Annotated in this window: 12 protein-coding genes; 4 read left to right on the top strand and 8 right to left on the bottom strand. The window is 67.7% G+C overall.

Annotated elements, in window-relative coordinates; genetic code table 11:
* Positions 1 to 7: 7 nt before the first annotated feature.
* The gene (locus GKO32_RS14880) at positions 8 to 811 is read left to right on the top strand and encodes an IclR family transcriptional regulator (protein WP_154757458.1); all 804 of its coding nucleotides are present in this window, start codon (positions 8 to 10) and stop codon (positions 809 to 811) included.
* Positions 812 to 822: 11 nt separating this feature from the next.
* Here the strand turns inward: GKO32_RS14880 and GKO32_RS14875 are convergent, their stop codons facing one another.
* Complete coding sequence (locus GKO32_RS14875) at positions 823 to 1,392, bottom strand: TetR/AcrR family transcriptional regulator (RefSeq protein ID WP_154757457.1); 570 nt, start codon at positions 1,390 to 1,392, stop codon at positions 823 to 825.
* A gap of 77 nt (positions 1,393 to 1,469) precedes the next feature.
* On the opposite strand from GKO32_RS14875, the gene GKO32_RS14870 reads away from it, so the two are divergent.
* Positions 1,470 to 2,396 (top strand): NADP-dependent oxidoreductase, encoded by a 927-nt coding sequence (locus tag GKO32_RS14870; RefSeq protein ID WP_154757456.1) that lies wholly within the window; start codon positions 1,470 to 1,472, stop codon positions 2,394 to 2,396.
* A 2-nt stretch (positions 2,397 to 2,398) separates the two neighbouring features.
* Positions 2,399 to 4,129, top strand: a complete 1,731-nt coding sequence (locus GKO32_RS14865) for a CocE/NonD family hydrolase (RefSeq protein WP_154757455.1) — start codon at positions 2,399 to 2,401, stop codon at positions 4,127 to 4,129.
* 57 nt (positions 4,130 to 4,186) lie between these two features.
* Here GKO32_RS14865 and GKO32_RS14860 read toward each other — a convergent pair whose 3' ends face one another.
* Together GKO32_RS14860 and GKO32_RS14855 are read right to left on the bottom strand one after the other, a co-directional pair.
* The gene (locus GKO32_RS14860; RefSeq protein ID WP_154757454.1) at positions 4,187 to 4,684 is read right to left on the bottom strand and encodes a nuclear transport factor 2 family protein; all 498 of its coding nucleotides are present in this window, start codon (positions 4,682 to 4,684) and stop codon (positions 4,187 to 4,189) included.
* Positions 4,685 to 4,855: 171 nt separating this feature from the next.
* Positions 4,856 to 5,344, bottom strand: a complete 489-nt coding sequence (locus GKO32_RS14855) for a MarR family winged helix-turn-helix transcriptional regulator (protein WP_154757453.1) — start codon at positions 5,342 to 5,344, stop codon at positions 4,856 to 4,858.
* A 111-nt stretch (positions 5,345 to 5,455) separates the two neighbouring features.
* Between GKO32_RS14855 and GKO32_RS14850 the strand changes: the two genes are divergently transcribed.
* A complete protein-coding gene (locus GKO32_RS14850) occupies positions 5,456 to 12,955 on the top strand; it encodes a SpvB/TcaC N-terminal domain-containing protein (protein WP_166459562.1) in 7,500 nt (2,499 codons plus the stop codon).
* Between the two features lie 15 nt (positions 12,956 to 12,970).
* Here GKO32_RS14850 and GKO32_RS14845 read toward each other — a convergent pair whose 3' ends face one another.
* The 5 genes from GKO32_RS14845 to GKO32_RS14825 are packed head-to-tail and all read right to left on the bottom strand — an operon-like array spanning position 12,971 to position 25,520.
* Complete coding sequence (locus GKO32_RS14845; RefSeq protein WP_154757451.1) at positions 12,971 to 16,261, bottom strand: Tc toxin subunit A-related protein; 3,291 nt, start codon at positions 16,259 to 16,261, stop codon at positions 12,971 to 12,973.
* Entirely contained in the window at positions 16,254 to 22,496 is a 6,243-nt protein-coding gene (locus GKO32_RS14840; RefSeq protein WP_154757450.1) for a neuraminidase-like domain-containing protein, read from the bottom strand. Before GKO32_RS14840 ends, GKO32_RS14845 begins: the two co-directional genes overlap by 8 nt.
* Positions 22,496 to 23,896: a hypothetical protein gene (locus tag GKO32_RS14835; RefSeq protein WP_154757449.1), complete on the bottom strand. Its 1,401-nt coding sequence runs from the start codon at positions 23,894 to 23,896 to the stop codon at positions 22,496 to 22,498. The genes GKO32_RS14840 and GKO32_RS14835 overlap by 1 nt, the downstream gene beginning before the upstream one ends.
* The gene (locus GKO32_RS14830) at positions 23,893 to 24,816 is read right to left on the bottom strand and encodes an ATP-grasp domain-containing protein (protein WP_154757448.1); all 924 of its coding nucleotides are present in this window, start codon (positions 24,814 to 24,816) and stop codon (positions 23,893 to 23,895) included. Before GKO32_RS14830 ends, GKO32_RS14835 begins: the two co-directional genes overlap by 4 nt.
* Positions 24,813 to 25,520: a hypothetical protein gene (locus GKO32_RS14825; protein WP_154757447.1), complete on the bottom strand. Its 708-nt coding sequence runs from the start codon at positions 25,518 to 25,520 to the stop codon at positions 24,813 to 24,815. Before GKO32_RS14825 ends, GKO32_RS14830 begins: the two co-directional genes overlap by 4 nt.
* Between the last annotated feature and the right edge of the window lie 105 nt (positions 25,521 to 25,625).

Below are 25,625 nucleotides of genomic sequence, written 5' to 3'. Positions count from 1 at the left end.
GTTTCGCATGTCAGGACAGGTGGAGCCCACGATGCCGTCGCGGGGTTACCGCGAGCGCAACTCGACTGCCGATCGCGCACTCGACATTTTGAACATGTTCACCGATGACGTGCCGGTCATCTCCGCCGCCCAGGTCGCCGAACATCTCGGCGTCGCAAGGTCGAGTGGGTACCGGTATCTCCAGAGCCTGGTCACGAAGCGCTATCTCGAAGAGGCACCCGGGGGCCGGTTCCGGCTGGGTATGCGAGTTCTGGAGCTGGCCCGGTTGGCCCGGCGCGCCCACCGGCTGGCTGATGTCGCCCTCCCCGTCCTCGCCGACCTCGCCACGAACGTGCACGAGACGGCACTGCTCACCCGCCGGGTCGGCGGTGTCGTCACCTGCCTGGACCGGGCCGAGTCCGACGTGCACCGCGTTCGTATCTCCTACGAGCGCGGCTCGACCCTGCCGGTGAACGCCGGCGCGTCGGCCCAGGTCCTGCTCGCCTGGAGTGACGCGGAGGAGGCGCGCGCCATCCTCGCCGGCACCCCGCTCGAGCGCTTCACCCCGGCGACGATCACCGACATCGACCAGCTCATGAAGCGGTTCGAAACGATCCGCCACGACGGCTATGCGCTGACCCGCTCGGAACTCGACCACGACGTCCTCGGCATCGCCGCACCCATCCGCGACGGCGGCGAGAAGGTGATCGCCGCGATCAGCGTCGCCGCCGTCGCCTCACGCGTTTCCGCCCAACTGGAACGGGAAATCATCGACGCCGTCCGCGCGGCGGCCGCCCGGATCACCGAGACGATGACCATTGTGGACGGTTGACGCATCGAGGCTCAGCACGACCCGCTGGCCGCGCGCACTTCACGAAGCGCGCGCCACGTGAGGTCGCTGAATTCGTCGTCGTTGGTTGTGTCGCTCCAGCGCTCGTAGGCGATCGTCAGGGCGAGCGCACCCAGTTCAGCCGCCACGCGGGAGATCAGGTCGGGAACACCGCGCCGCTTGAGCGCGTCGATCATCGATGCGGTGAGGCCGAGCCCCTTCAACGCATCGCGTTCCCGCAGCTCCGGGCTGGCGGCGATCACCGCCTGGCGGCGGGCGCTGAATTCACGACGATCGGGCGGGAAGGCTTCCTTGCCGACCGTCTCCAGAGCATGAGCCACCGCTTCGAGCGGAGTGGCCTCGGCCGGCGCCGCGACGATTCCCTCGACGAGTAGCCCGGCCATCGTCCCCCCGCCGCAAAGCACCTCCCGCTTGTCCGGGAAGTGGCGGAAGAACGTGCTCTTCGTCAGCCCGGCGCGCTCCGCGATGTCGATCACCGTCGTGTTTTCGTAGCCCCGCTCCTCGAACAGCTCGAGGGCGGCGACAACGAGTCGCTCCGATGCGTTGGGTTGCCAGCGGGCCATGAGGACAGTTTACGGCACTTGGTCCCATCACTCGTGTATGGTGATAGGACCAAGTCCCATCACTGTGGAGGTCTGCCATGAGCCGCGCTGTCATCTATGAGACGTTCGGCGGTCCCGAGGTACTGGAGTTGCGGCAGATTCCGGAGCCGCACGCCGGCCAGGGTGAGGTCCGCGTCAAGGTCACGACCGTCAGCCTGAACCCCATGGACTGGGTCCTTGCCGCGCAGCGCGAGGCCGCGGCTCAGTTCGGCATCACCGTGCCATCCGGCTTCGGCTACGACTTCGCCGGCGTCGTCGACGAGGTCGGCGAAGGCGCCACGGGTTTTGCCGTGGGGGACCGGGTTTTCGGCGGCGCGCTGGGCCGGGCGGCCGCCGATTTCGTGGTGGTCAAGACGCCCCCCGAAGGGGCTGACGCACTCTGGCATACGCCGCAGGGCATCAGCGACGAGGTGGCGAGCACGATTCCCGTGGCCGGGATGACCGCTGCCGCCGCAATCGGGGTGATCGACGTGCGGGCCGGTGACACGGTCCTGGTCGGCGGTGCCGCCGGCGGGGTAGGCGTGTTCGCCATGCAGCTCGCGAAGCTTGCCGGCGCCAGGGTGATCGGGACCGCGTCGGAGAGCACGTTCGAGTTCCTGCGGAAGTTCGGCGCCGAGCCCGTGACGTACGGTCCCGGACTGGCGGACCGGGTAAAGGCACTGACGCCCGGTGGCGTCAGCGCGGCAACCGACCTGTTCGGCACCGAGACGGCCGAGGCCGCGCTCGCCCTCGGCGTACCGCCCGAACGGATCTCCACCATCGCCGCACCCAACCCTCCCGGCGGCGTGCGTGCGACCGGCGGTATGGCAGCCGACGCCGGCGCTATGGAGCGGATCACCGACGGGATCCTCGCCGGCAAGATCACCGTGCCGATCGCCGCGACCTTCCCGATCGAGCAGGTCCGCGACGCCGTGACAGTCCACACCGGACGTCACGTCCACGGCAAGATCCTGATCACGCTGTGACCATGAGCTACCGCGTCGAAAAAGATGTGCCGGTGCCGATGCGCGATGGCCACACTCTTTCCACAGACCTCTGGATTCCCGACACCCATCCGGCGCCGACGTTGCTGGTCCGGACCCCGTACGGGAAGGATGTTCCCAATCTGCTCGCCAATTCCCTCAACACTCAGGCGCTCCTCGAAGCCGGATACGCGGTGGTCTTCCAGGATTGCCGGGGCACTTCTCGCTCGGGCGGGGCCTTCACTCCGCTGGTGAACGAGCCGGCCGACGGCGCCGATACGGTCGACTGGGTGTCCCGCCAAGCCTGGTGCGACGGCACGGTCGGCACATTCGGTGCGTCTTATCTCGGGATGACGCAATGGGCGACGGCCTCGCAGACGCCGGCAGCCCTGAAAGCCATCGCCCCCACGGTGACGACGACCGATTACTACACCTCACCCTTTTATTCCGATGGCGGCGCCTTCTCCCTGCACCTCGTGATGTGGTGGTCGACGGTCGTCGCTTTCGCCGGGGCACCACGATCAGCGGCGGGCGTCGAAGCGCTCACCGAGATCGGCGGATTGCTCGCCGACCTCGACATTCCGTTGGCCTCCATGCCCGTCGGTGATCAGCCCGTACTCGACAGGTTCGCACCTTGGTGGCCGCAGCTGGTGGCGCACCCCGTCCGGGACGAGTACTGGCAAGCACTTTCGGTCGGTGACCACCCCGAGAAGGTCGAAACTCCGGCTCTCCACATCGGAGGGTGGTTCGATATTTGCGTCTCCTCGACGGCTCGCTCGTTCACCGCCATGCGCAAGACCGCCGGCAGCGAGGAAAGTCGTGACGGGCAACGATTGATCATCGGCCCGTGGGATCACCTCTCGTACACCGGTGTCTACCACGACCGTCAGTTCGGGCTCTCGGCCGACGTGGCGGCTGCCGACCTGACCGGCGCGCACATCGCCTTTTTCGACAGGTGGTTACGGGGTCGTACGGATGCGCTCGACGGATCGGCGCCTGTCCGGATCTTCGTGATGGGTCTGGACCAGTGGCGCGACGAGCAGGATTGGCCGCTGCCCGGCACCCGATATGTGGACTACTTTCTCGGCGGTGGGGGTCACGCCAACACCGCGGACGGCGACGGGGTCCTCGCCACCGGCGAGCCCGGCGCCGATGCGACCGATACCTTCGTCTATGACCCGGCGGACCCAGTGCCCACCCTGGGTGGCCGGCTCGTCATGCCCAGCGCGTTGAACGCCGTCGGACCGGTCGACCAACGACCGGTCGAGGCCCGCGATGACGTGTTGTGCTTTTCGACCCCGGTGCTCGAAGAACCGGTCGAAGTCACCGGCCATGTGTCCCTCGAACTGTTCGTGTCGTCGTCGGCGATGGACACCGATTTCACCGGGAAACTTGTCGACGTCTTCCCCGACGGTCGGGCGATCTATCTGACCGACGGCATGCTCCGCGCCCGTTACCGGAATTCCCTCGCGCGGCCGGAACCGCTCGAGCCTGGCGCGATCCACCAGGTCACCCTCGATCTGGCGGTCACGTCCAACGTGTTCCTGCCCGGCCATCGCATCAGGGTGGAAATTTCCAGCAGTAACTTCCCCCGCTACGACCGCAATACGAATACCGGCGGTGTCATCGCCCGAGAGTCGCTCGACGAAGCGGCCGTCGCCACAAATCAGGTGCTGCATGGCCGTGCATATCCGAGCCGGCTGATCTTGCCGGTCATCGAGCGGGGCACGTCGTGAAGGCCGCGCAGCCACCGCCACCGTGGCGATCGGGATGGTCGCCGGGGCTTCGTGGCATCAGCCGTGTCCGACTGGCTTTCCGTGCTCCCACACCATGTCCAGGTGGACCCTGGTGAACCGCCATCCCGCGTCCGGCGTGCGGCGCACCTCGCACGAGTACCAGCCACCGAGCTCCCACACGTTCGCCGGGTCATCGTCGAGCCGGTGGATGCACTGAGCGTACGAGGTGGTGGTGGCGGTGTCGTGGTCGATGGTGATCTGGTGGTTCGCGCTCAGGTGATGAGTCTGCACGAATCGCCCCAGGCCAGGCCGGTTCGCGTCGCCGGCGATCCAGGCGGCCATCCCGGCCCGTCCGATGTGGCGGGCGAAGGTGCCGTCCGGCAGTTTGACCGGGATCTCCACGACGCCGTCCTCGGTGAACAGCGCGGCGTAGCCGGCCCAGTCCTTGGTGTCGATGGCACGAGCGAACGCGATCAGCAGGTCACTGATCGCCATGCGATCCATCAGATGGCCGACGTCCTGGGAAAGCCGGATCAGATCGATCGTGGTGGCCATGATGTGCACTCCTCTGTCAGTCGATCACGCCGATGACCAGGCGCAGGCGATATCGACCGCGGTCGGTTCGCCCGGTACGAGCGGGATTTCCTCCAGCGTGCCGAAACAGCCACTCTGTCATGTTGACAGAGTATCGAATATCTAGGGGTGGTCAAGAAGCCTGTTCGCCGGTCAGGAACGCCACAGTGGTGTCGCCGTCCCGGTGGATCCGCCCAGCTCCTTCACCAGCACCCACGCGCGGTCCTTCATGTCCCTGAAATCGGCTTTCCCCAGCACCGACCGCAGCCGGTCGTCGATCGACGAGACCCGTGCATCCGCCTCCTTCCACAGCGCGTATCCCTGTTCCGTCACCGACACCAGCAGGACGCGGCCGTGCACCGGATGCGGGCGCCGCTCGATCAAGCCGCGCTCCAGCAAGCCATTGATCGTCGCCGCGATCGTCTGCGGCCGCAGCTCGGAAGCACGCGCCAGATCGGCCGCCGACAACGCCCCTTCGGCCATCAGCCGGTTGAGCGTGCCGAACTGGTTGCGAGTCAGTTTGAGCGGCTGCAGTGCCTCGTCCATCGTCCGGTTGAGCGCCTTGTCCAATTGCCACAGTGCATGCGTCAGGCGCAAGGAATTCACATCGGACGACTCGCCAGAAGACGACGGGGGTGCCATGCGGTCCAGTGTGACAGAGCGTGCCGGACCACGTGCGAATGTAACTTCGGCAGTCCTTCCCGCGAATTCCCATTGAGCGATGCTCGGTGTCCGAAAGCGAGGGACGTGCCCATGAGCGACGTTGCGGGCCCAGCGGGGCAGGCCCCGCCCAGCGTCGCGCTGCCCAAGGGCGGCGGCGCGATCGGGGGGATGGGCGAGAAGTTCACGGCGAGCCCGGCGACCGGCACGGGCGTCATGACCGTGCCGCTCGCGGTGAGCCCCGGCCGGTCGGAATTCGAGCCCCGGCTGGCGCTCAGCTACGACTCGGGCACCGGCAACGGGCCGTTCGGGCTGGGGTGGCGGCTCGCGCTGCCCGCGATCACTCGAGGCACCGGCAAGGGGCTGCCCCGCTACGACGACGACGCCGAGTCCGATGTGTTCGTGCTGTCGGGCGCCGAAGACCTGGTACCGGTCATGGAAGAGCCGTCGTCACGCACGGTCGGTGGTGTCCGGTACCGCATCCGGCGCTACCGTCCGCGCGTCGAGGGCCTGTTCGCGCGCATCGAACGGTGGACGAATACCGCCGACCCGGCCGACGTCAGCTGGCGGTCGATTTCCCGCGACAACATCACCACCTGGTACGGCAGGGCGCCGGAATCCCGGATCGCCGACCCCGCCGACGCGGCGCGGATATTCAGCTGGCTGATCTGTGTGAGCCATGACGACAAGGGAAACGTCATGGCCTACGAGTACAAGGGCGAGAACGACGACAACGTCGACGCCGCGAAGGTCTACGAGCGAGGCCGGGAACGACGGGCGAACCGCTACCTGAAACGGATCCGCTACGGCAACCACGACCCGTACCTGCCAGAGCTCGCCCCCGACACCGCGTGGCCACCCCTGCCCGCGGACGACCAGTGGTTCTTCGAATTCGTGCTCGACTACGGCGAGCACGACGCACAGGTCCCGGTTCCGGCGGACGCACCGGGCTGGCAGGCAAGGCCGGACGCGTTTTCGGTGCACCGCGCCGGTTTCGAGGTCCGCACGCACCGCCTGTGCCGCCGTGGGCTGATGTTCCACCATTTCCCTGACGAACCGGAAATCGGGCGTGATTGTCTGGTCGGTTCGACGGACTTCGATTATTCGCACGAAAGCAGTCAGGGCTACGCGAAGCTCGAAAAGGTGACCCGGCGCGGATACCGGCGCGACGACGCCGGGTATCGCAGCCAGGCCCATCCGCCGACGGAATTCGGGTACAGTGAAGCGGTTCTCGACCCCACGCCGCGTGAATTGGCCGGGGACAGCGCCGAGAACCTTCCGATCGGCCTGGACGGCACGCAGTTTCGCTGGCTGGATCTGGACGGTGACGGGCTGCCGGGCGTCCTCACGGAACAAGGCGGCGCATGGCTGTACAAGCGAAACCTGAGCCCGCTGGAGCAGACGGCGGCCCGGCTCGGGCCGAGCGAACCGGTCACCCCGCCCCCGGGCCTCTCGCTGAGCCAGGGCGTGCAACTGCTCGACCTGGCCGCCGACGGCCGGCCCGACGTGGTCCGCTTCACCGGACACGACGCGGGATTTGCCCGGCGTACCACGGACGGCGGATGGGAACCCTTCACCGCTTTTCGCGCACTGCCCCGGATCGACTGGGCCGACCCGAATCTCAGGTTCACCGACCTCGACGGGGACGGGCTCGCCGACATCCTGATCACCGGGGACGACACGGCGAGCTGGTACCCGTCACTCGGCACGGAGGGCTTCGGGCCGGAGTGTCGCGTTAGGACATCGCGGGACGAGGAAACGGGGCCGGTACTGCTCTTCTCGGACGGGACGGAGTCGGTGCGGCTGGCGGACATGAGCGGGGACGGCCTGGCCGATCTGGTCCGGATCCGCAACGGCGAGGTGTGTTACTGGCCGAATCTCGGCTACGGCCGGTTCGGGCCGAAGATCACGATGGACGGTGCGCCGTCCGACCGGCCCGGCCAGTTCGACCAGCGACGCGTGCTGCTGGCCGATGTCGACGGATCCGGTACCACCGACCTCATTTACTTGCACCCCAACGAAGTGCGCGTGTGGTTCAACCAGAGCGGCAACAGCTGGGCCGCGCCGGTGCCGCTGCCGATCCGGCCACCCGCGGACGTCACCGCCATCGACCTGCTCGGCAAAGGCACCGCGTGTCTGGTCTGGTCCTCCGCGCTACCGGCCGACGCGTCGCGTTCGCTGCGCTATCTCGACCTGATGAGCGGCGGGAAACCGCACCTGCTGATCACCACGAGGAACAACCTCGGCATGGAGACGGAGATCGAATACCAGCCGTCGACGAAGTACTACCTCCAGGACCAGCGGGCCGGCACACCGTGGCGGACCAAGCTGCCGTTTCCCGTGCACGTGGTGGCGCGGGTGACCGTGCGCGACAAGTGGCGCGGTACCAGTTTCGCCAGCACCTACAGCTATCACCACGGATACTACGACGGGACCGAACGCGAGTTCGGTGGGTTCGGCCGGGTCGAGCAGGTCGACGTCGAGGACTACGGAACTTTCAGTGGTACCAACGCGAACAGCCCGTTCGTCACCCCGGACCACCGGCTGTACCAGCCGCCGGTGAAAACCGTGACGTGGTACCACACCGGCGCGCAGCTCGACGGCGAGCTGCCGCTGCATCCCTTCCAGCGCGAGTACTTCCCGAACTGGTTCGAGGACAGGGAACCGGGCGGGCAGGTGCTCGGTGGCTTCCGCGAACACGTGCTCCCCGACCCGGATCCGGATCTGGCGGCCCTCACGACCGGCGAACGACGTGAAGCATTGCGTGCGTGCCGTGGCACGCCGTTGCGGCAGGAGGTCTACGAGCTCGATGTCGCCGGGCTCACGGAAGGCCGGCAGGACCCTGTCAAGATCCTCTCGGCGACCTCGCACGCCTGCCATATCCGCCTGCTGCAACCACAAGCGGGCAACCGGCACGCCGTCTTCCATGTGACCGAGAGCGAAACGATCGGCTACCACTACGAGTTGGATCTGCGTGCGTCACCTGTCACGCCCGATCCCCGGGTCACGCACACCCTGAACCTCGACGTCGACGAGTTCGGCAACATCCGGCAGGCCGTCACTGTGGGCTACCCGCGGCGGTCGGCCCCGCCCACCGACCGGCTGCTGACAAACGGAGTGCACGAGCTGGTTTCCGCTGTACAAGGCGAAATGCACCTGTCCTACACCGAGACGCGCTACACCGATGATCCGCCGCCTCAGCCGGACAGCCACCGCGTCCGCCTTCCCTGTGAGGTGGAGACCTACGAGCTGACCGAAATGCGTCCCGCCGCAGGCGATTACTTCACCCTGGCCGAGTTGCGCGGCTACCGGCTGAGCCCACGCTACCAGTCATCCGGGACCATTGTGGACAGTCAGAAACGGCTGCTGGAACACGTCCGTTCCCTGTTCTTCGACGAAACACTGACCAGCCCCGCGGCACTCGGCACGCTCGGCGCACGAGCTTTGCCTTACGAGACATACACCTTGGCGTTCACCAGCCCCCTGCTGACGGCGATTCTCGGGAACAAGCTGACCCCCGACGTCCTCACCGCGCTCGGTGATGCGAAGACCAGCGGCTACCTCACCACCGCCGGGCAGTACTGGCGTTGTTCCGGGGTGGCCGGTTACGCCACGGACGCGTCGCGGCATTTCTTCCAGCCCACGCGCTTCGCCGACGCGTTCGGCACGGTGACGCAAGTCGAGTACGACTCGCATGACCTGCGGGTGCGGTCGAGTACCGACCCGCTCGGTAACCGCACCGAAGTCCTCGCCTTCGACTTCCGGGTGCTCACACCGCGAGCGATCCGCGACTCGAACGGCACCACCTCCCAGATGCAGTTCGACGTGCTGGGGATGCCCGTCGCACTAGCGGTGGGCGGCAAGAACGGGGAAGGGGATTCGCTCGCCGCTTTCGACTTCGACGAGACGGGCACGGCGGATTTCTTCCGCGGCGAGGATTACGACCCGGCGCGGGCGCGGGAACTGCTGTCCACGGCGACCATGCGTTACCTGTACCACTTTGGCGAGTCCACAACGGACGATACGGTTGTCTGGGCGACACATCCACCGTGCGCGGCCGGCATCGCCCGCGAGCGGCACTCCGATGTGGACAGTCCGGTGCAGACCACGTTCGAATACTCCGACGGCGGTGGGAACGTCCTGGTGCGGAAGAACCAAGCCGAACCGGAGCGGCCAGGGGGTCCGCCGCGGTGGATCGCGACGGGTCGGACGGTGCTGAACAACAAGGGCAAGCCGGTCAAGCAGTACGAGCCGTACTTCAGCGCGCCCGAGGTGGGCCACCGGTTCGAGGAGCCGCGGGAGGCCGGTGTCACGCCGATTCTCTTCTACGACGCCGCGGGCCGTCAGATCCGGCGCGACTCGCCCGACGGCTCGTACAGCAGAGTCGACTTCTCGCCGTGGCAGGTCATCAGCCACGATCCGAACGACACGGTGCTCGAGCCCGGAAACGCTTGGTTCGCACGGATGTCCGCCGCATCAGCCGCCGCTGACCGTCGCGCCGCGCGGCTCGCCGCCGCGCACGCGGAAACTCCTGCGGTCGCGATGCTCGACAGCCTCGGGCGCACGGTCGTCGCGATCGAACACAACCGCGTGGACGGGGTCGACACCAAGGACGTCACGTTCAGCAGGCTCGACGCGGAAGGCAAGGCGTTGTGGCTGCAGGACGCGCGCGGAATCCGGGTGGCACAACAGGTCGTGCCGCTGCTGCCGGAGGGTGTACACCGCTTCGACGATCCGGATAACCTGGCGCCACAAGGCCACACACCGTGTTACGACCTTCTCGGCAGGCCGCTGTTCCAGCACAGCGTGGACGCGGGTGACCGCTGGACCCTCCCCGACGCGGCCAACGAGCCGCTGTTTCGCTGGTCTGAAAACGCTTTCCGTACCCGCTTGAGTTACGACGAGCTCCGGCGGCCGGTCGGGGTGTTCGTCACCGCGAGCGGCGATACCACCCTGTCCGGCGAATCCCGTGACCCGGTGCCGGCTACCGAGGTGCTCGTCGAGCGCCGCGTCTACGGTGAGGCGCATCCCGATGCCGGTGCGAACCTGCGCGGGCGGCTGTATCAGGTCTACGACGGTGCGGGCGTGGAAACCAAGGCGGGGTACGACTTCGAGGGCAACCTGACCGAGACCGAACGGCGGTTCGCTCTCGAGTACCGCACGGTGGCGGACTGGTCCGCGCTCGGCCCCCTGACCGACCTCGCCGAGATCGCCTCGGCCGCAGAACCGTTGCTCGAACCGGCACGACTGTCCACAAAGGCCGGATACGACGCACTCAAGCGTCCGGTGAGCACGACAACGCCGGACGGCAGCGTCCAGCACCTCGTGTTCAACGAGGCCAACCTGGTGGAGCGGGTGGAGGTGACCCGGGACGGCGCGGTGACCGCCTTCGTCACGAACGTCGACTACAACGCCAAGGGCCAGCGAGTGCGCATCGACTATGGCAATGGTGCGACGACCCGGTACGACTACGACCCGGACACGTTCCGGTTGACCGCACTGCGCACCACCCGGCCCGCCATCGCGACGGCGCTGTTCGCAGATCCGGCTGTGGTGCAGGACCTGCGGTACACCTACGACCCGGTCGGCAACATCACGGAGATCGACGACCTCGCGACAGTCACCACCGCCCGCGCCGCCACCGCACGACGCTACGTCTACGACGCCCGTTACCGGCTGATCGGCGCGAGCGGCCGTGAGCACAGTGGACAGACGGCGTTCGCACTCGGCGCGGACGGTGGCAGTCTGCGGGACTACCCGTTCGCCGGGAACCGCGTCCATCCGAACGATCTGCAGGGGTTACGCGGCTACGTCGAGCGTTTCCGGTACGACGCGGCCGGAAACCTCATGCGGCTGGTCCACCACGACGGGCCCGACGTCGATCAGCCGGGGCAGGTGCTGTGGCAACGCCGGTACCAGTACGCAGTGGACAGCAACCGCCTGCTGGCGACGAGCCTGCCCGAAGACGCCGACGATTTGCCGGATTACGTGGCGGAAGGCGGTTATCGCGCGAAGTACGGGTACGACGCGCGGGGAAACATCACCGCGATGGCGCAGCTGCCGCTGATGCGCTGGAACCACCGGAACCAGCTGAGCGCGACCGCGCGACAGGTGGTGAACGCGGGAACGCCCGAAACCACCTACTACGTCTACGATGCGGCCGGTCAGCGGCTGCGGAAGGTCACCGAAACGGCGCGCGGCGCCCGCAAGAACGAACGGATCCAGGTGGGCGGCTACGAGATCTACCGCGAGTACCGCGCGGGAACCGTTGCCCTCGAACGGGAAACACTGCACATGCGGGACACGGCACGTCGGATCGCGCTCGTCGAGACGACGGCCACGGGCGCGCCCGCGATCCGTTATCAGCTGGCCGACCATGCCGGTTCGGCCCGGGTGGAACTGGACCAGGACGGCGGGCTGATCACCTACGAGGACTACCACCCGTTCGGCACCACTGCATTCCAAAGTGGACGCAGCGGCGCCGAAGTCAGCCTCAAACGGTACCGGTACACCGGGAAGGAGCGGGACGACGAGACCGGGTTCGCCTTGCACGGCGCCCGCTCCTACGCCCCGTGGCTGGGGCGGTGGGTGAGCCCTGATCCGGCGGGGCTCGTCGACGGCACGAATCTCTACCGCTACTGCCGGAACTCCCCCGTCGTCTTCGCCGATCCGGCCGGAACCGACCCGAAAGGCGCGTCGGAGGGATCGGTTCTCGTCGCCACGATCGACCCCACACTGGACAAGAAGGGCATCGGGTTCAACACCGAGACCTCCGTGGAGATCACGCTCCGCGACGGCACTGTCGTCAACCGGCGCTTCGACCGCTTCTACCAGGATCCGCACGGAGACTGGGTGGCGACGGAGGCGAAGGGCGAGCAGCCGGAGGACCTCACGGCGAACGAACTACTGGCGGACAAGCGAATTCAGGAGGAGGGCGCCCGGTTCAAGATCATCAAAAGCGCCGGTGCGCCACCGCCGGGCCACGGCCAGTTCCGCGAGGACATCGCGTTCACCGCGGGTTTCAGCGGCGAGATCAAACCCGGCAACCTGCACCACGTCCACGGCAGCCAGAGCCATCGTGCGACGGAGAACAAGCCGGCCACAGCCAGTGCCGCACTGTGGAAGGCCTGGATAGAGGGCCAGTATGCGGACGCGCCGGGCCACGAGAATATGGTCAGGAAGATCAACCCGAACGCGGCGCCGACCTGGATCACCCGTGAGCAGGCCGCGGCGGAGTACGCGAAAAACACCGGCAGCAAGGCGAACCCGGTGGATCGCGCGGCCGGCTGGATCGCCGTGAAACCGAACGACTCTTTCCTTTCCACGAACCGCCAGCCCGCCGGTCTTTCGCATCAAGTGATCGCCGGAACCGTCGTCGCGGTCGCCGTCACCACCGCGCCGGTCTGGGTTCCCGCGGTCGCGGAAGCCGCCGAGCCGACCGCCAAGGTCGCGGACACCGCGAACAAGGTGCGAGTGGTCGCGGAGGAGGTCGGCGGGCCGAAGGTCCGGGTCGCCGAGCAACATCTCATCGAGGAGGCCGAGGAAGTCGTCGAGCAGGCGGCGAAGAAGGTCGCCCGCTGGATCCTCGAGTGACCGTCTACTTCGGACTCAGCCGCCCCAGGTGAGGATCAGCCACAGGTCCTGCAGCGAGGTGTCGTCGAAGAAGAGGCTGAGGTCACCGATCGCCTGGGGCAACGGAATGTTCGTCAGCTCGCCGCGGAGAAGGCCGCCGAAGGCCGGGTCCCTGCGGAGCACGTCCACACCCGCGGACGGCTCGGGCCCGGCGAAGACCCGCACCGACTCGGTGGACGGCGCGGCCACGGCGAGCAACTCGATTCCGCGCACCTGCCTGGCGCGCCCGCGCGACCAGAACGGGTAATGCTCCTCGCGCAGCGGCGCCGTCAGCTCGGCCCGGCCACCTGGTGCGGTCGCGGTGAACCCGGCCCATTCGGCGGCGAATTCGCGCCGGATCGAGAACATTCGGGCGGAGCCGGCCGCCTGAGCCGCGGACACCAGCTCGTTCACCCGCCGCACCGCGGCATCGCGAAGCGCCGCACCGCCTTCGCGGGCGGTATAGCGCAGATGCAGGATCACGTCGGGAATGGTGTCGTAGTCGAACTGGCGAAATTCCGAGGGCAGGCTGAGCCGCCACGAGCTGATCGCACCCGCACCCTCGAACGGAAGGTATCGCTCGTCTCGGGCGGTGGGGTCGAACAAGCCGCTGTCATCCCGCCCATCGCTGGTCACGATCGACTGGATGGTGCCGGCGTAGTCGGTGAAGCGGTCGTCCTGTCCGTCCTGGCGGGCGTACTGCCCGCCGCCGGCTGTGGTCCGCACCGAGCTTCGCAGCAGCGACAGGGTGCAATTGAGACTCGTGTAGGGGCCGGCGACGGCCGGGATCGACACGCTGACCCGCCGCAGACGACGAAGATAGTGGCCAGGACAGTCCACATCGAACAGTGCTTCCGGGATCGCGAGCTGGCACGAGCCGGTCGCCCTGAGTTGCAGTAAAGCCAACGGATCGAGCTCGGCGACGGACACGTGCTTGACGAGTTCGTATTCACGGCTGCGGTTTTCGCGATGCGCGAGGTCGAGGCGCCGCAGGTCGAGCATGAGCGTTTCGGCCGCCAGCAGGCCGCGGCGTCCGCCGTCCCCGTACTGGGCTTTGACGTACTGGGAAGGCTTTTCGGGCATCAGTTCGCGGTTGAGCGCCTGTTCCGCCTTGCGCGCCACATCGAGGGCGAAACGGTAGTAGTCGTAGTACAGCCGGGTCAGTTCACCTTGCAGCCAGCCATAGAGTTCCCGGTTGGTGAACTTGGCCTGCAGGAAGCGGGTGACTTCCCGCACCTGGTCCTGCACCTGTTTGACGTTCAGGTACTCCCGGTGCGCGGCCTGTTCGGCGATGATCGAGCTGAGGAGCTGGCGGCCGAGCTGGGCCAGTTCCCGTGCGGCCAGGTTGTGCTGCATCGTCCACTCGTCGGCGCGCCGCTCGTAACCCGCGGTCCGCGCGGCCATCCCGGCTTGGTCCTGTTCCCAGGAGGCGATGGTGCGGATGATGCCGGCGGCGATCTTGCCCGCGTCGGACAGTTTCGCGCCCCCGAAGACCTCACTGTGCAGGCCGAGTCCCCAGAAGTGCAGGTCGATATCGAGATCGGGAATGAAGGCCAGCACGGACGCGACGGTGTCGACCACTGACGACGCCAGGTGCAGGTCTCTGGCCGCGGGCAGATGCTTGTTGAGTTCCTGGTCCTCATTGGTAGTGAGATTGAGCCGCCCGGTGCCCGAAGCACCGGAGCTGCTCGACGGCGACTGTTCGCCCACGAGTTTCAGCGGCGGGTAGCCCTGGACGGGGACGGCGACGTCGTACCGGCCGACGATCGCCGCGTACACCTCGTCGAAGCTGTCCTCGGTCAGCAGGGGTTGCGCGTCGGGCGTCGGCGGTCGCGCGATGACGAACGTGTCGGGTTCGGTGGACGCGAGACCGAGCAACCGGCGGTAGAAACGCAGGCGCTCCAACGCCACCTCACGGGTACGCAGCAACGCGTCCGTCACGGACTGGGCTTGGCGCCACTGCAGGAACCGCACCTCCTGCGCGAGTTGCTGGACCTTGAGCTCGTGTCCCTGGCGCAGCAACGCGAGGTCTTCGGCGTCCGCCTTCTCGATCGCGCTCAGCAGACCGCTGCCGAGCGCGCGCACCTCGCCGGTGAGCTCGATCGCTTGCTGCAGCAGGAAAGTACCGCGCAGCGGGCCGGTCGGCTGCAGCTGCTCGGCCGCCGCGACGCTCGTGTCGATCCCCGCGGCCGCGGCCTTGACCAGCAGGCCCGGTTCGATCGCGGGGTCGAACAGGGCGAGCTGGCGTTCGACCCCGTCCAGGTTGAGGCAGTTGCGCACCTTGAACAGGCGGTCGTCCACCCGATCCCAATAGGCCAGCAGCCGGTCGTTGCGGGGCACGCAGAAGTACAGGGTCCGGCCGATGCCGGCGCCCGGCAGGCCGCTGCCGCCGGAGGATCCCAGCGTGAGGTTGAACGGGAACTGGGCTTCCAGTTCGACGAGCGCGTCCCCGATCTCGCCCAGTTTCTTGCGCAGCTGAGCGAAAGTCTTCGCGGCACGCGTGCCGCGCCGCGGAGTCCGTTGTGGACGGTCGCCGAGGATGTTGGCGGCCAGCACGTAACGTTGGGTGGCCTCGGCGACCGATTCCGCGGTGTCCTCGCGGAAAAGGCTGTCGCCCCAGGCGATCAGGTTGTCGAGGTACTTCATCACCACCTGGTACTGGTACGCGATGGTGCGGGTCGCCGCGACCCGGTGCGGGTGGAACGGAGCGTCCTTGATCGCCTCGTATCCCGAGAGCACCTCGTCGGCGGTCGAGCCGGGAATACTCAGCAGGCGCACCAGATCGTCGATGTTCTGCACGTCGGTCGCCTGCCGGAAACGCAGGAACTTCCAGTAACGAGCGGGCGGGGCGACGGTGGTGTCGTTGTTCATCGGGTCGAAGATGTGGTGGAACCACTGCTGCGCCTCGGCGAACCGCTGGTTGTTGCTCAGGTGCACCGCGATCGTGAGCGGGACGTGGAAAAACAGTTCCCAGTTGTAGTTGGCGTAGGGCCCGCCCACGCTGAGGTCGATCTCCAGGTGGCCGGAGTTGACCGTGGTTCCGGCGGCAGGGGTGTAGAAGTCGGCGAAGAACTGTTTGTCCAGGCTGCCGAGGAACGCAGGATCGAGCAGCCCCGCCACCCCGGAGCTCGTATTCAGCTTCTCGATGAGCTGGCCGACGAAGGGGTGGAAGAAGTTCTCGAAGGTGTAGGCATAGGACGACGCGGTTTCGGGCCCGAGGTCGTTCTCGGCGACGCGACGGGCGTCGGCGAGCTCGTGGAACCCGGCGCGGCGGTTCGGTTCAGTCATGATCACGCGCCCTTTCCCGGGACCTGCCGCCGGGCGTGATGTCAAAGCCGTTGAACACCACGGGGTCCGGCGTGTCCAGCCGTGCGGTGATGGCCGGGCTGTCCGGTAGCGCCGGCAGGTTCGTGGTGAGCGGCGGGATCTCGACGGGTTCGATGAACGAGGGCGGCAACCCGAAACCATCGTCGTCCATCGGTGTCCGATGTGGACGATCGGTGGTCACGTAGAACGTGTGCCTGGTGTCCTCGAAGAAGAACGGGGCTTCCCACGGATTGCGCAGCAGGCTCTGTTGCAGCTCGTCGGAGAAGTACGCGACGTGGAACGGCGCGGTGATGCGCAACGGGCCGTCTTCCCGCCATGAAATGACATTCCGGCTGGTCAACGTCGACTCGGTGCGGTAATCGACGGTGAGAGTGTCGTCCACGCGTTTGATGTCGCGGATGAGGTGGGCGAAATTCTCGATATCGGGTGGATCGTCTCGCCGGTCCTCCCGGCGCTGCGGCAGGCTGTGGGTATTGAACAGCAGGAACGACGATTCGAAGGACGCGCCGTTGTCCTTGCCGCGGATGCGCACCCGGAGGGCATCGGATTCGGTCGTCTCGCCCAGGACGAGCATGTCGCGGTCGAAAGCACCCTCGCCCGTACTTTTGAATGTCTGCCCGAAGCTGGTCGGGGCCCGCACGTTCGACGTCTTGGGCGGTTGCCACCGGCCATTGTAATACTCGCTCCAGCACAACACGGCCTGCGGATTGACCTTCACCTCACCGGCCTCGCCGCCACGCAACTGCTGCAGGGTGAGCCTGGTCAGCTCGGTCGTCTCCACCCCCGGTGCCGGGTGGGGCGGCACCCCGTCGTTGATGATCCTGAGCCAGAACAGCAGCAACCGGCCGCGCCACACCACCGGTTTGATCGGGTTGTCCTCGATGTCGAGGTCGATCCGTTCCCACGGGCTCCACGTCCCGAACTCGCGCCGCCGGTAGTAGTAGCGGCGTTGCGCGCCGGGTGTGCGGGCCACGACGTGCGCGACCTCGTCTCCGCGGACCGGCTCACCTTCGACGTAGTGGATGCCACACGGTTCGAGTTTCGCCACTTCTTCCAGCTTCGACAGGTAGTTCAGCAGCGCGGTCGCGGCGGTGTCTTCGGTGATGTCGCTTTGCAGCAGTTCGCTCATCGCCTCCCGGAAGAACGGGGACTGGTCGTCGCGCAGCTCAGGCTCCAGCCAGTTTTCCGGCCAGAGGTACACCTGCCGGTTCGCTTCCCAGATCCGGTACCGCTTCATCCACGCCCAATGCTCGGCGTTGACCGCGGAGGGCGGCACCGCGGGATCCTCGAGGTTCATCAGCACCCGGTCGACGAACAACTGGACAGCCGAGATCGCGTGCCGGATGCGGGAAGTCTGCGCGCACGGCTCCATCCGCACGTCCATGAGGAAGGTCTCGAAGAGCTTGTCGGCCGTGTCGATATGCGCTGTCGCCGGATTGTTGCGCATTTCCCGCAGGATGAACGCGACGAGCGCGTCCCGGCTGAGCTGACGGACGGGATCGTTCGCCGCACGGAGGATGTCCAGCCGGCCCGCGCCCCGGGAGCGCAGCGCCACCTGCAACGCCTGCACGGCCGCGCTGCCGGGATCGTTGGTGGTCGCGCCGGTCAGGCTCGCGACCGGAATCCCGAGGAGCGACAACAGGGCGTAGGCCTCCTGGACCCGATGCAGGACGTCGAGGTGACCGAGATCGTCCGCGGTTTGGCCGAACCAGGCCAAAAGCTCGTGCACCGGCCCCGGCTGCCACCCCTCGGGTAGCGCGCCGCCGGGATCCCGGAGCACCGGCGGTACCCCGCGCCCGCCAGGAAAGGCGGACTCGACGGCGGCGAGATCGAGTGCGGCGAGCAGGACCGCGCGCAGTCCGTCCGTCTCGCCGGCGGGCACCGGAAGCGCGTTGAGCCACCCGGCGCCGTCGATCCGCAGGTCGGGGTTTTTCGTGAGGTAGGTCAGCTCATCGGCACCGAATCGCACTGCCTCACCGATAGCGAGCGCGGCGCGGAAGCAGGCGAGCACCGTCCGCAGGCCGGTGACGAGGGTCGACCGGTAGAGCCTGGTATCGGGGATGACCTCCCATGGCCGGTCGCCGGCTCGCCATGTCCATTGTGGACTCTCTGCCGCGCCCGCGACCCGGAACGTGACCGGGATGAGGCGGCCGGCTTCGAGCGAAACCGCGCTCTGGTGCCGGCTCCCTCGCTGCTCGGTCTCCAGTTCGGTGCCGTCCACGGTGATGGTGACGGTCGCGGGGCTGTCGACGTCGACACCGATCCGGTACGGCCCACTTTCCGGAACTTCGAGAAATCCGCTCGCCTGCACGATTCCCGGCCCCGTGGACACGATGTCGAGCCCGCCGGCGCGCAACGCGGTCAGGCTCTCGATCGCGGCCGACTCGGGATCCGCCGCGGCACCAAGGACTTCCGCGTCGAGCAGAAGCGCCTCGGCGGTCGCGGGATCGGCGCGCGTCGCCGTCACCACGTCGGCCAAAGCCACTCGACGCTCGCGTTCGGTCTTGACCTTCGGCAGGATGTCCGCGAGCAGGTTCCGCAGTTTCTCGCCGGGGGCAGCGGCCGAACCGGCGTAGGTCTTCAGCAGCGCTCTGAGTCCGGGTTGGTCGGTGAGCAGACTTTCGATGGTGAAGTCGCTTCCGCCGAAGACGGTGTCGCGGACCTTCCTGTCTTCGCTTGCCCGGAACAAATTCCCGACCGCTGCGGCGAACTCCGGCGAGATGGACAAGGCGATCAGCGCATCGCGCCGCACAGCGGTAAGGGGACCGGAGTACGACAACGTTTTCTCGGCCGGGTCGTAGGCGATCCGCGCCCCGGCGGCATCGAGGATCGCCGGATCGAGTTCCGGCACGGGATGGGTGTAGGGCACGCTGACCGCCAGCGATCCGGTCAGCAGCCCGGTAAACGCCTCGGCGGCCGCGGTGCCGTAGACCAGGGCGAGCAGGTCCTGCGTCCGTTCCCCGGCCGGCCCATCGTCGATGGCGAACTGGCTTTCGACTGCGCCCAGGCTCGATCGCAGAGCACGAGCCAGGTCGAAGGCCATGGTCTCGTCTGGCTCCCGCGGCCAGAAGAGATCGGCCGCGGCCGATGGCGTGAGACCCGTGGCCCGCAACGAATCAAGGAGATCGAGCAGGCTCAGCACGGCCGGCCGCGGTGGTTCCGGCGGCGCGAACGGGTCGAGTCCGGTCAGTCTGGTGATCGTGAGAAATTCGCGCGGGCTCAGTCCAAGGGCCCTGGCCAGCCATCCGCGACGGTACACGGCGCTGAGGTTGTCCAGCGTGAGCGGGGTGGCCGCGTCGAACCCGAGCGCGTCGGTGATCAGCGCGAAGTCCTCGGCGGTGAGGCCGAACGCGGCGCAGAGAGCGGGTTCGTGGGCGAGCAATGGCGACGCCGGTCCGGCGAGGCCATCGGCGCCGAACGCCGGATCCTCCTGTCCGGCGCGGGAAAACAGGCTGCGGTAAAGGGAACTCGGGCCGTGTGTGCCGATCGGTGCCCAGCAGGCGAGCAGGCTCAGCAGGTCGGTGTCCGGGTTCAGCGCGAGCCGGCGCAGGACGGAATGGACGACACCCAGCCGCAGCAACGCCGTGCGCCAGCCCTCGTCCGGTCCCGTCGCCGGGTCGACAGCGCCGGCCGCCGGGTGGACGGCGACGAGCGCCGCGTCGGTCTGCGCAATGGTCCAGCCGAGCTTGCGCCACAGCCGAACGAAGCGGACGATCCGCACGAGATCCGTTGGTGTCACAGGCTTTCGTGTGCCGCTCGAGTCCACCCGGCGCAGTTCGAGATCCTCGAACGGCACGTCGTCCCCCGCCGAGGTGAGCACGATCGAGCTCGCGCCGCCCGGGTTCAGCACCTGTGTGCGCAGCAGCTCCACAATGTCTGCATAGGACACACCGAGTCGCGCCGAGAAAGTCCGGACCACTGACATCGCCGCGACGACGTCCGTGGACGTGGGCGGAAAGCCGAGCAATTGCTGGAGGGTGATGGTGCCGTCGGTGAGCACACCATGTTCGGCCCGCGACAAGCCGAGCTCCTCCATCATGATGTCGCGCCAGCCGTAGCTGTGCCCGTCCCGTTCGACGCCTTCGTGCTGCCGCAGGGTGATCATGGCTTCCCGCAACGGAATCCCGAGCTGGTCGAACAAGCGACGGCTGCGTTCGAGCGCGCGGTGGAACGGCAACGGTGGCGGGAAGAACTCACCGGCCAGTGTCCGGTAGGCCGACTCGTCGACAAACCGCGGATCGGCGAGCAGTTCGGCGGAGTCCGCGCCGGTGGCGGTGTCGTGCCCTTCGTAGCCGGAAAGGGAAAACCCATGAGCGACGAAGTATTCGAGCGTCTCGTTGACCAGGTCGATATGGGGCACGGCGGTGTTGGTGTTCTCGCAGGTCAAGGGCAGGTGTGCGAGATCGGGGCGGCGGGAGAGCAGCGTGTCGAGGGGGCTCGCCGAACCGTTCGGGCGGTCCAGGAAATGCAGCAGATCGACCAGATAGGCAGCCGGACTGAGCACGGACTCGCACTGTTCACACGCGTCGTGGTCCAGCGCGCCGAAGAGCCCGGCGAGGGTGCGGGAGGCGGGATCGGGCGACGGGTCGCTCACCAGCCCCAGGATCGGTGCGTCTTTGCGGACCCCGAGCGTGGGCGCCATTCGCGACGTCAGGAAGCTGGTCGCGATATTGCTCACCGCGTTCGAGATCTGCCGGGAACGCCGGTGCACCGCAAGGGCGACGTCGGGGCCCAGATCCGCGGCACGAGCTTCGACGAACGCCTGCTCGTCGTGCCCCGCGATGGTGAAGGCCGAATCGAGGCCATGGTCGAGCAGGACCGGCATGGCCTCGTCGTGCGGAGTGAGCTGGTAAACACGTTGGACCCGCTTGATTTCCCGCACCGCGTCGGTATCCGTCCGCGCGCGGGCTTCCGGGTTCCGGTCGAGGAAGCGCTCGACCGGTTCGACGCCGAGCTCGAACCGGCCCAGATTGGTGGTGAGGAACTCGTGCACGGCCGCACGGAGCGGCGGGGGCGTGGCGGCCAGCAGGTCGCCGTCGGCGATCCGAGTGGCCACGACGGCGGTCGGGAAACTCAGCCGCACCTGCGCGGCCATCAGCTCGGCATACTGCGCTTCGCGCTGTTCGGGCGTCGTACCACGCACCTGCTCGGGTATCGAGCCGCTCAGCAGCTCACGCCATCGTTCCGCGCGAAAGTAGCCGCGCCGGGCGAGTTCGAGCGGGTCCGTCAGCCCTCCGCTGGAAGCGCTTTCCTCAGCGGCGCGCAGTGCCCGCACGAGCGGTGCGTTGTTGAGCGTCAGCGCGGCGAGCTGCCCGCTGAGGCGCAGATCGTCGGTGGCCGGGCGGCCGAATGTCTCCTCGACGTGCTCCCACAGCGAAACCGGATCCTGCCGGTGTAGGTCGTAGAGCCGGGCGAATGTCGATTTCGCTTGCTGGTCACCGGGAAACGTCAGGTCGAGCAGCTCGGCCAGTGACGACGTGCCGGGAACGGCCCGGAGCGCGAGCGTGTTTTCGGCCGACAGGGAGCTGAACGAGTCGCGCGCCTGCGCGAGCTGTGCTTCGAGCAAGCCGGGGATCACGCCCTGCTCGATGGCCGTACGCCAGGCGCGTTCGGCCGAGTCGGGATGGGCCCGGTACAGCGTGGCCGGATCGGCGGGCAGCCCGGCGCGGAACAAGGCGTAGTACAGCGGCGGCGGAATCGTTCCTCCACTGTCCACACTGAACTGATCGGCGAGTACGCGCATCGCGATGGCACGGGCATCCCAGCCGGTTTTGCCTGCCAGATAAGTGATGTCCTGGCGCGCGCCGGATTCCTCGACTTCGGCGAGCGGCCCGGTGAAGGTCGCCCGCAGCGCGCCGGTGAGCGTGTCGAATTCGGACGCCGGACCGGAGCCGGCCGGCAGCTCGACGACGAGCGTTTCGCCGCTGGTGGCGTTGTAGTGAACGTCGGATTCGCCGATGACCGCGCCGCCCTCCTGGGTCCGCACGCGGGCCTGCAGATCGGGCTGCGCCTTGCCACGGTGGGAAAAAGTGACCCGGAAACGGCCGAGGCCATCGGTGCGCGCGGAGCCGAGATCGGTGTCACCGCCGACGTTCCGGTCGACGATCTCGACGAACAACTCCGCCAGTGCGGCCGGTACCGCGCAGACGACCTGACCGTCCACAGTGAACTGACCGGGCTGGTCGCTGCTGGTCATCACTCCTCCGATCCGGGAGGGTCCGCGACGATGCTTTCCCCCACCACCGGACGTTCGTGCGGCCGGATGAAGGTCCTGCCGAGCGGGCGGCCGGCTTCGGCTTCGGGTCGTTCCACCGGCGCCGAAGCCACGTCGAGACCGACGGTCTCCAGCACCTTGAACGCGAGCTCGGAGTCCTTGAGCGTTTCCAGCGGCTTGGGGTTGTCGTCGTCGTCCTTGAAATCCTTGGTGTCCTTCTGCTGCTTATCCGTCAGCTCCGGCTCGTCCTTGGTGTCCTCCTTGACGTCCTCCTTGTCCTTCGCCTCTTTGTTGTCTTTGTTGTCCTTGTCATCTTTGACCTGATCAGGGACGTCCTTGTCGTCTTTACTGGCCTTGTTGTCGGGGTCGTCCTTGTGGTCCTTGTCGTCCTTCTGCCCTTTCTGGTCGCCTTCGTCCTTGGACCGCTTCTCGTCCTGTGTGTCCTTAGTGGACTTGGCGGCCCGGTCCTCGTCGTCGGCGTAGCGGCGGAAGAACGCGACTTCGTCCAGCCAGTAGGGCGGAAGCGAGTCGTAGACGGCGCCGAGGGTGTCGTCCCTGCGCGGCCGGGTGATCCAGACCGTCCACGCGCCGCGGCGGTCGATCGCGAGCCGCGCCATGGTGTTCATGGTCGCCGAATCCCGGCAGTCGTCGACGACGTGCACCCGGCTCCAGCGCAGCGCCGTGTCCTCGTCCCACCAAGCGGGCAGGACACCGCTCTGCCCCGGATGGCAGGCGTCCTTCGCCTCGAACTTGGTCGAGTACGGAGCGACGCCGGCCTCCCACAGCTCGAGGAATTCGGCGCCGAGCGCGCGCAGCCAGCCCTCGCCGTCCGGGTACTGGGCGGCTTGCACGAACACGTAATAGGGGCGAGCCGCCGCGACATAGGCGCGGTAGTTCCGCGGGATGACCGGATCGCCGCCGGCCACCGACGGATCGGTACAGGCGGTCGGGCCCGAGTCGAGGTAGATACCGTCGATCTGGTCGCCGTACAGGGTGTGCCAGGCTGCGATCTGGTCGGCGACACCGGGTACTTGGCGGCCAGGGCGGAGCGGGTCGTCGAACTTCTCGCCCGGCTGCCCCGGCTGCAGCTTGCCGCCGGCCACATACACCCGGCCGAACACGAGCTGCTCGGCCGCGCGGCACGCGGAAAACCGGGCTTTCGCATCGGCGACGCGAGCGTTCGTGTCCAACCGGGAGTAGGCCTGCTCCGCGACGACGAGCCGGACCGCGTGCCCGGCCCTGGCGACCTCGTCCCATTGGGACATCGCCCATTCCCACGTCGCACGTTTCCCGTCGGCGGTCACCACCCGGTTGTCGAACGGGAAATAGCCCCAGACCGCCATCCGTGGCCCGAACAGCCGGGGCGGCACCGTGCCCGTCATCGCGCCGGCTCCTCGCGGAGCAGCCCCGCGACCGCGCGGCCGATGCCCTGCCCGCGCCGATCGTAGAAAGTGAACCCTGGCGAGGGATTCACTTCGAAGCAGTACCACTCGCCGTCCGGCGTGAGCCGCAGATCGATACCGGCGAGCGCGAAGTCCAGATCGGCGGCGAGCGCACGGCAGCGCTGGGCCCATTCGGGCGGCAGGATCACCGGTTCCATGGCGACGGTGGCGCCCTGCTTCGAGCCGTACCGGTAGTCGTCGGCGGCCGACTGGATGCGGGTGGCGAACACCTCATCGCCCACCACGTGGACGCGGTAGTCGTCGCCGGGTACGTACTGCTGGAACTGCGTCGGGCACCACGCGACGTCCTGCAGGCGATCGTCGTGCTCCTGCCCCAGCCGCGACACGATGCTGCGGATCCCGCTCACGGACTTGTACACGACGGTGCCGTGATCCGCCTGGAACGCTCTGGCGGCGTCGGGGTCGGTGGTGATGAGCGTGTCGGGGACGCCGAACCCGTGTGCTGAGATCGTCATGGCCTGCCGGGGTTTCGAGCTGTTGCTCGCCATCGCACTGGGCCGGTTCACCACCCGGGCCGAGGTCAGCTCCGCCCAAAGCCACAGGGTGTCGTCAAAGCCGAGCGCGTGCCGGCATTCCGCGCTGTCGCGGCCCGCGCGGGCGACCGCACCGATGCGCCATGAGTCGTACGGGCGCAAATACGCGGCGGTCACTTCTTCGACATCGACCGTCCGGCCCGCGACCCGAACGGTGCCGGAAATCGTTGCGCCCACGTCGAGCGCGATTTCGCTGTGCAGCACGTCCCGCTGGTCGACGAAGACGACGGGCGCGTCATCGTGTTGTAGCTCTTGATAAACACGCGCGAGCGGACCGTCTTCCAGCAGGCCCCACAGCATGATCATGGTCGCCGTCCCGCGGTGAAGTGGTCGAGGATCGCCGTGGCCGTGTCCTCGTCGTGCAGGTCCACCCACGGATGGGCGTCCACGAAAGCCGGGCCGGGCCGGCTGAACACCACGGACAGGAGGTCGACACCGGCCGCCGCGGCCAAGGTACGAGCCCAGCCCCGCAGAGTTTCGTCTTCGGCGCCGGCACACCGGTCCCCGACGACGGTCACGGTGACCTGCTCACCGGGCCGGTCCGGGTGGGGAGGGGGCCGCGCCGGGTCGAACGCGGGCACCCGCCGCTGCCGTGCCCGCACCGGAAGGCCCAGCTTGCCGGCGGTGTGCACCCACTGCTCGCTTCGCCAGCCGGGCGCACACAGCCCGGCGGCGCTGGGCCGGTTCAGCACTGGACAGTCCAAAGAGGACAGCCAGTAGGACAGGAACGCGGTCATCTCCCCGGCCGCGTAGCTCCGGTCCTCCGGCGCCAGTACCGGCAATTCCCCCTCGGTGATGGCGGGAATTCGCGTCAGGACCCCGGTTATCCGGTGCACCGGCACGATGTCACCCTGCACCACAGCCCGGTCCGTGGCGGGGTTTCCGCCCGAGACGCGCCAACCCGGCGAGGCAAGGTCGTCAGCCGTGAGCACCCGCGCGGCATCCCGCGGCCATCGCCGGGCGAGCGCGGACGCGCTGGCGTCCGTCCTCGCGGCGACGATGACGATCATGTGCGGCACCTTCCCGGCGAATCACGCGTGCATCCGAAATGTCGCTGATCGCCCATGAGATCGGGTCCGCGGGATCGGCCGTTACGGCGCTGGCCTTATTCAGCC

Origin of the sequence: Amycolatopsis pithecellobii (assembly GCF_009707865.1) — a bacterium.
In the GTDB taxonomy this organism is placed as follows: domain Bacteria; phylum Actinomycetota; class Actinomycetes; order Mycobacteriales; family Pseudonocardiaceae; genus Amycolatopsis_E; species Amycolatopsis_E pithecellobii.
The sequence above is the reverse complement of the archived record's forward strand: the minus strand, read 5'-3'. Positions and strand labels throughout refer to the sequence as shown.

Excerpts from the sequence above, each read along its gene's own strand:
- GKO32_RS14880 (WP_154757458.1), top strand. The coding sequence starts at position 8 with ATGTCAGGACAGGTGGAGCCCACGATGCCGTCGCGGGGTTACCGCGAG.
- GKO32_RS14875 (WP_154757457.1), bottom strand. The coding sequence starts at position 1,392 with ATGGCCCGCTGGCAACCCAACGCATCGGAGCGACTCGTTGTCGCCGCC.
- GKO32_RS14870 (WP_154757456.1), top strand. The coding sequence starts at position 1,470 with ATGAGCCGCGCTGTCATCTATGAGACGTTCGGCGGTCCCGAGGTACTG.
- GKO32_RS14865 (WP_154757455.1), top strand. The coding sequence starts at position 2,399 with ATGAGCTACCGCGTCGAAAAAGATGTGCCGGTGCCGATGCGCGATGGC.
- GKO32_RS14860 (WP_154757454.1), bottom strand. The coding sequence starts at position 4,684 with ATGGCCACCACGATCGATCTGATCCGGCTTTCCCAGGACGTCGGCCAT.
- GKO32_RS14855 (WP_154757453.1), bottom strand. The coding sequence starts at position 5,344 with ATGGCACCCCCGTCGTCTTCTGGCGAGTCGTCCGATGTGAATTCCTTG.
- GKO32_RS14850 (WP_166459562.1), top strand. The coding sequence starts at position 5,456 with ATGAGCGACGTTGCGGGCCCAGCGGGGCAGGCCCCGCCCAGCGTCGCG.
- GKO32_RS14845 (WP_154757451.1), bottom strand. The coding sequence starts at position 16,261 with ATGACTGAACCGAACCGCCGCGCCGGGTTCCACGAGCTCGCCGACGCC.
- GKO32_RS14840 (WP_154757450.1), bottom strand. The coding sequence starts at position 22,496 with ATGACCAGCAGCGACCAGCCCGGTCAGTTCACTGTGGACGGTCAGGTC.
- GKO32_RS14835 (WP_154757449.1), bottom strand. The coding sequence starts at position 23,896 with ATGACGGGCACGGTGCCGCCCCGGCTGTTCGGGCCACGGATGGCGGTC.
- GKO32_RS14830 (WP_154757448.1), bottom strand. The coding sequence starts at position 24,816 with ATGATCATGCTGTGGGGCCTGCTGGAAGACGGTCCGCTCGCGCGTGTT.
- GKO32_RS14825 (WP_154757447.1), bottom strand. The coding sequence starts at position 25,520 with ATGATCGTCATCGTCGCCGCGAGGACGGACGCCAGCGCGTCCGCGCTC.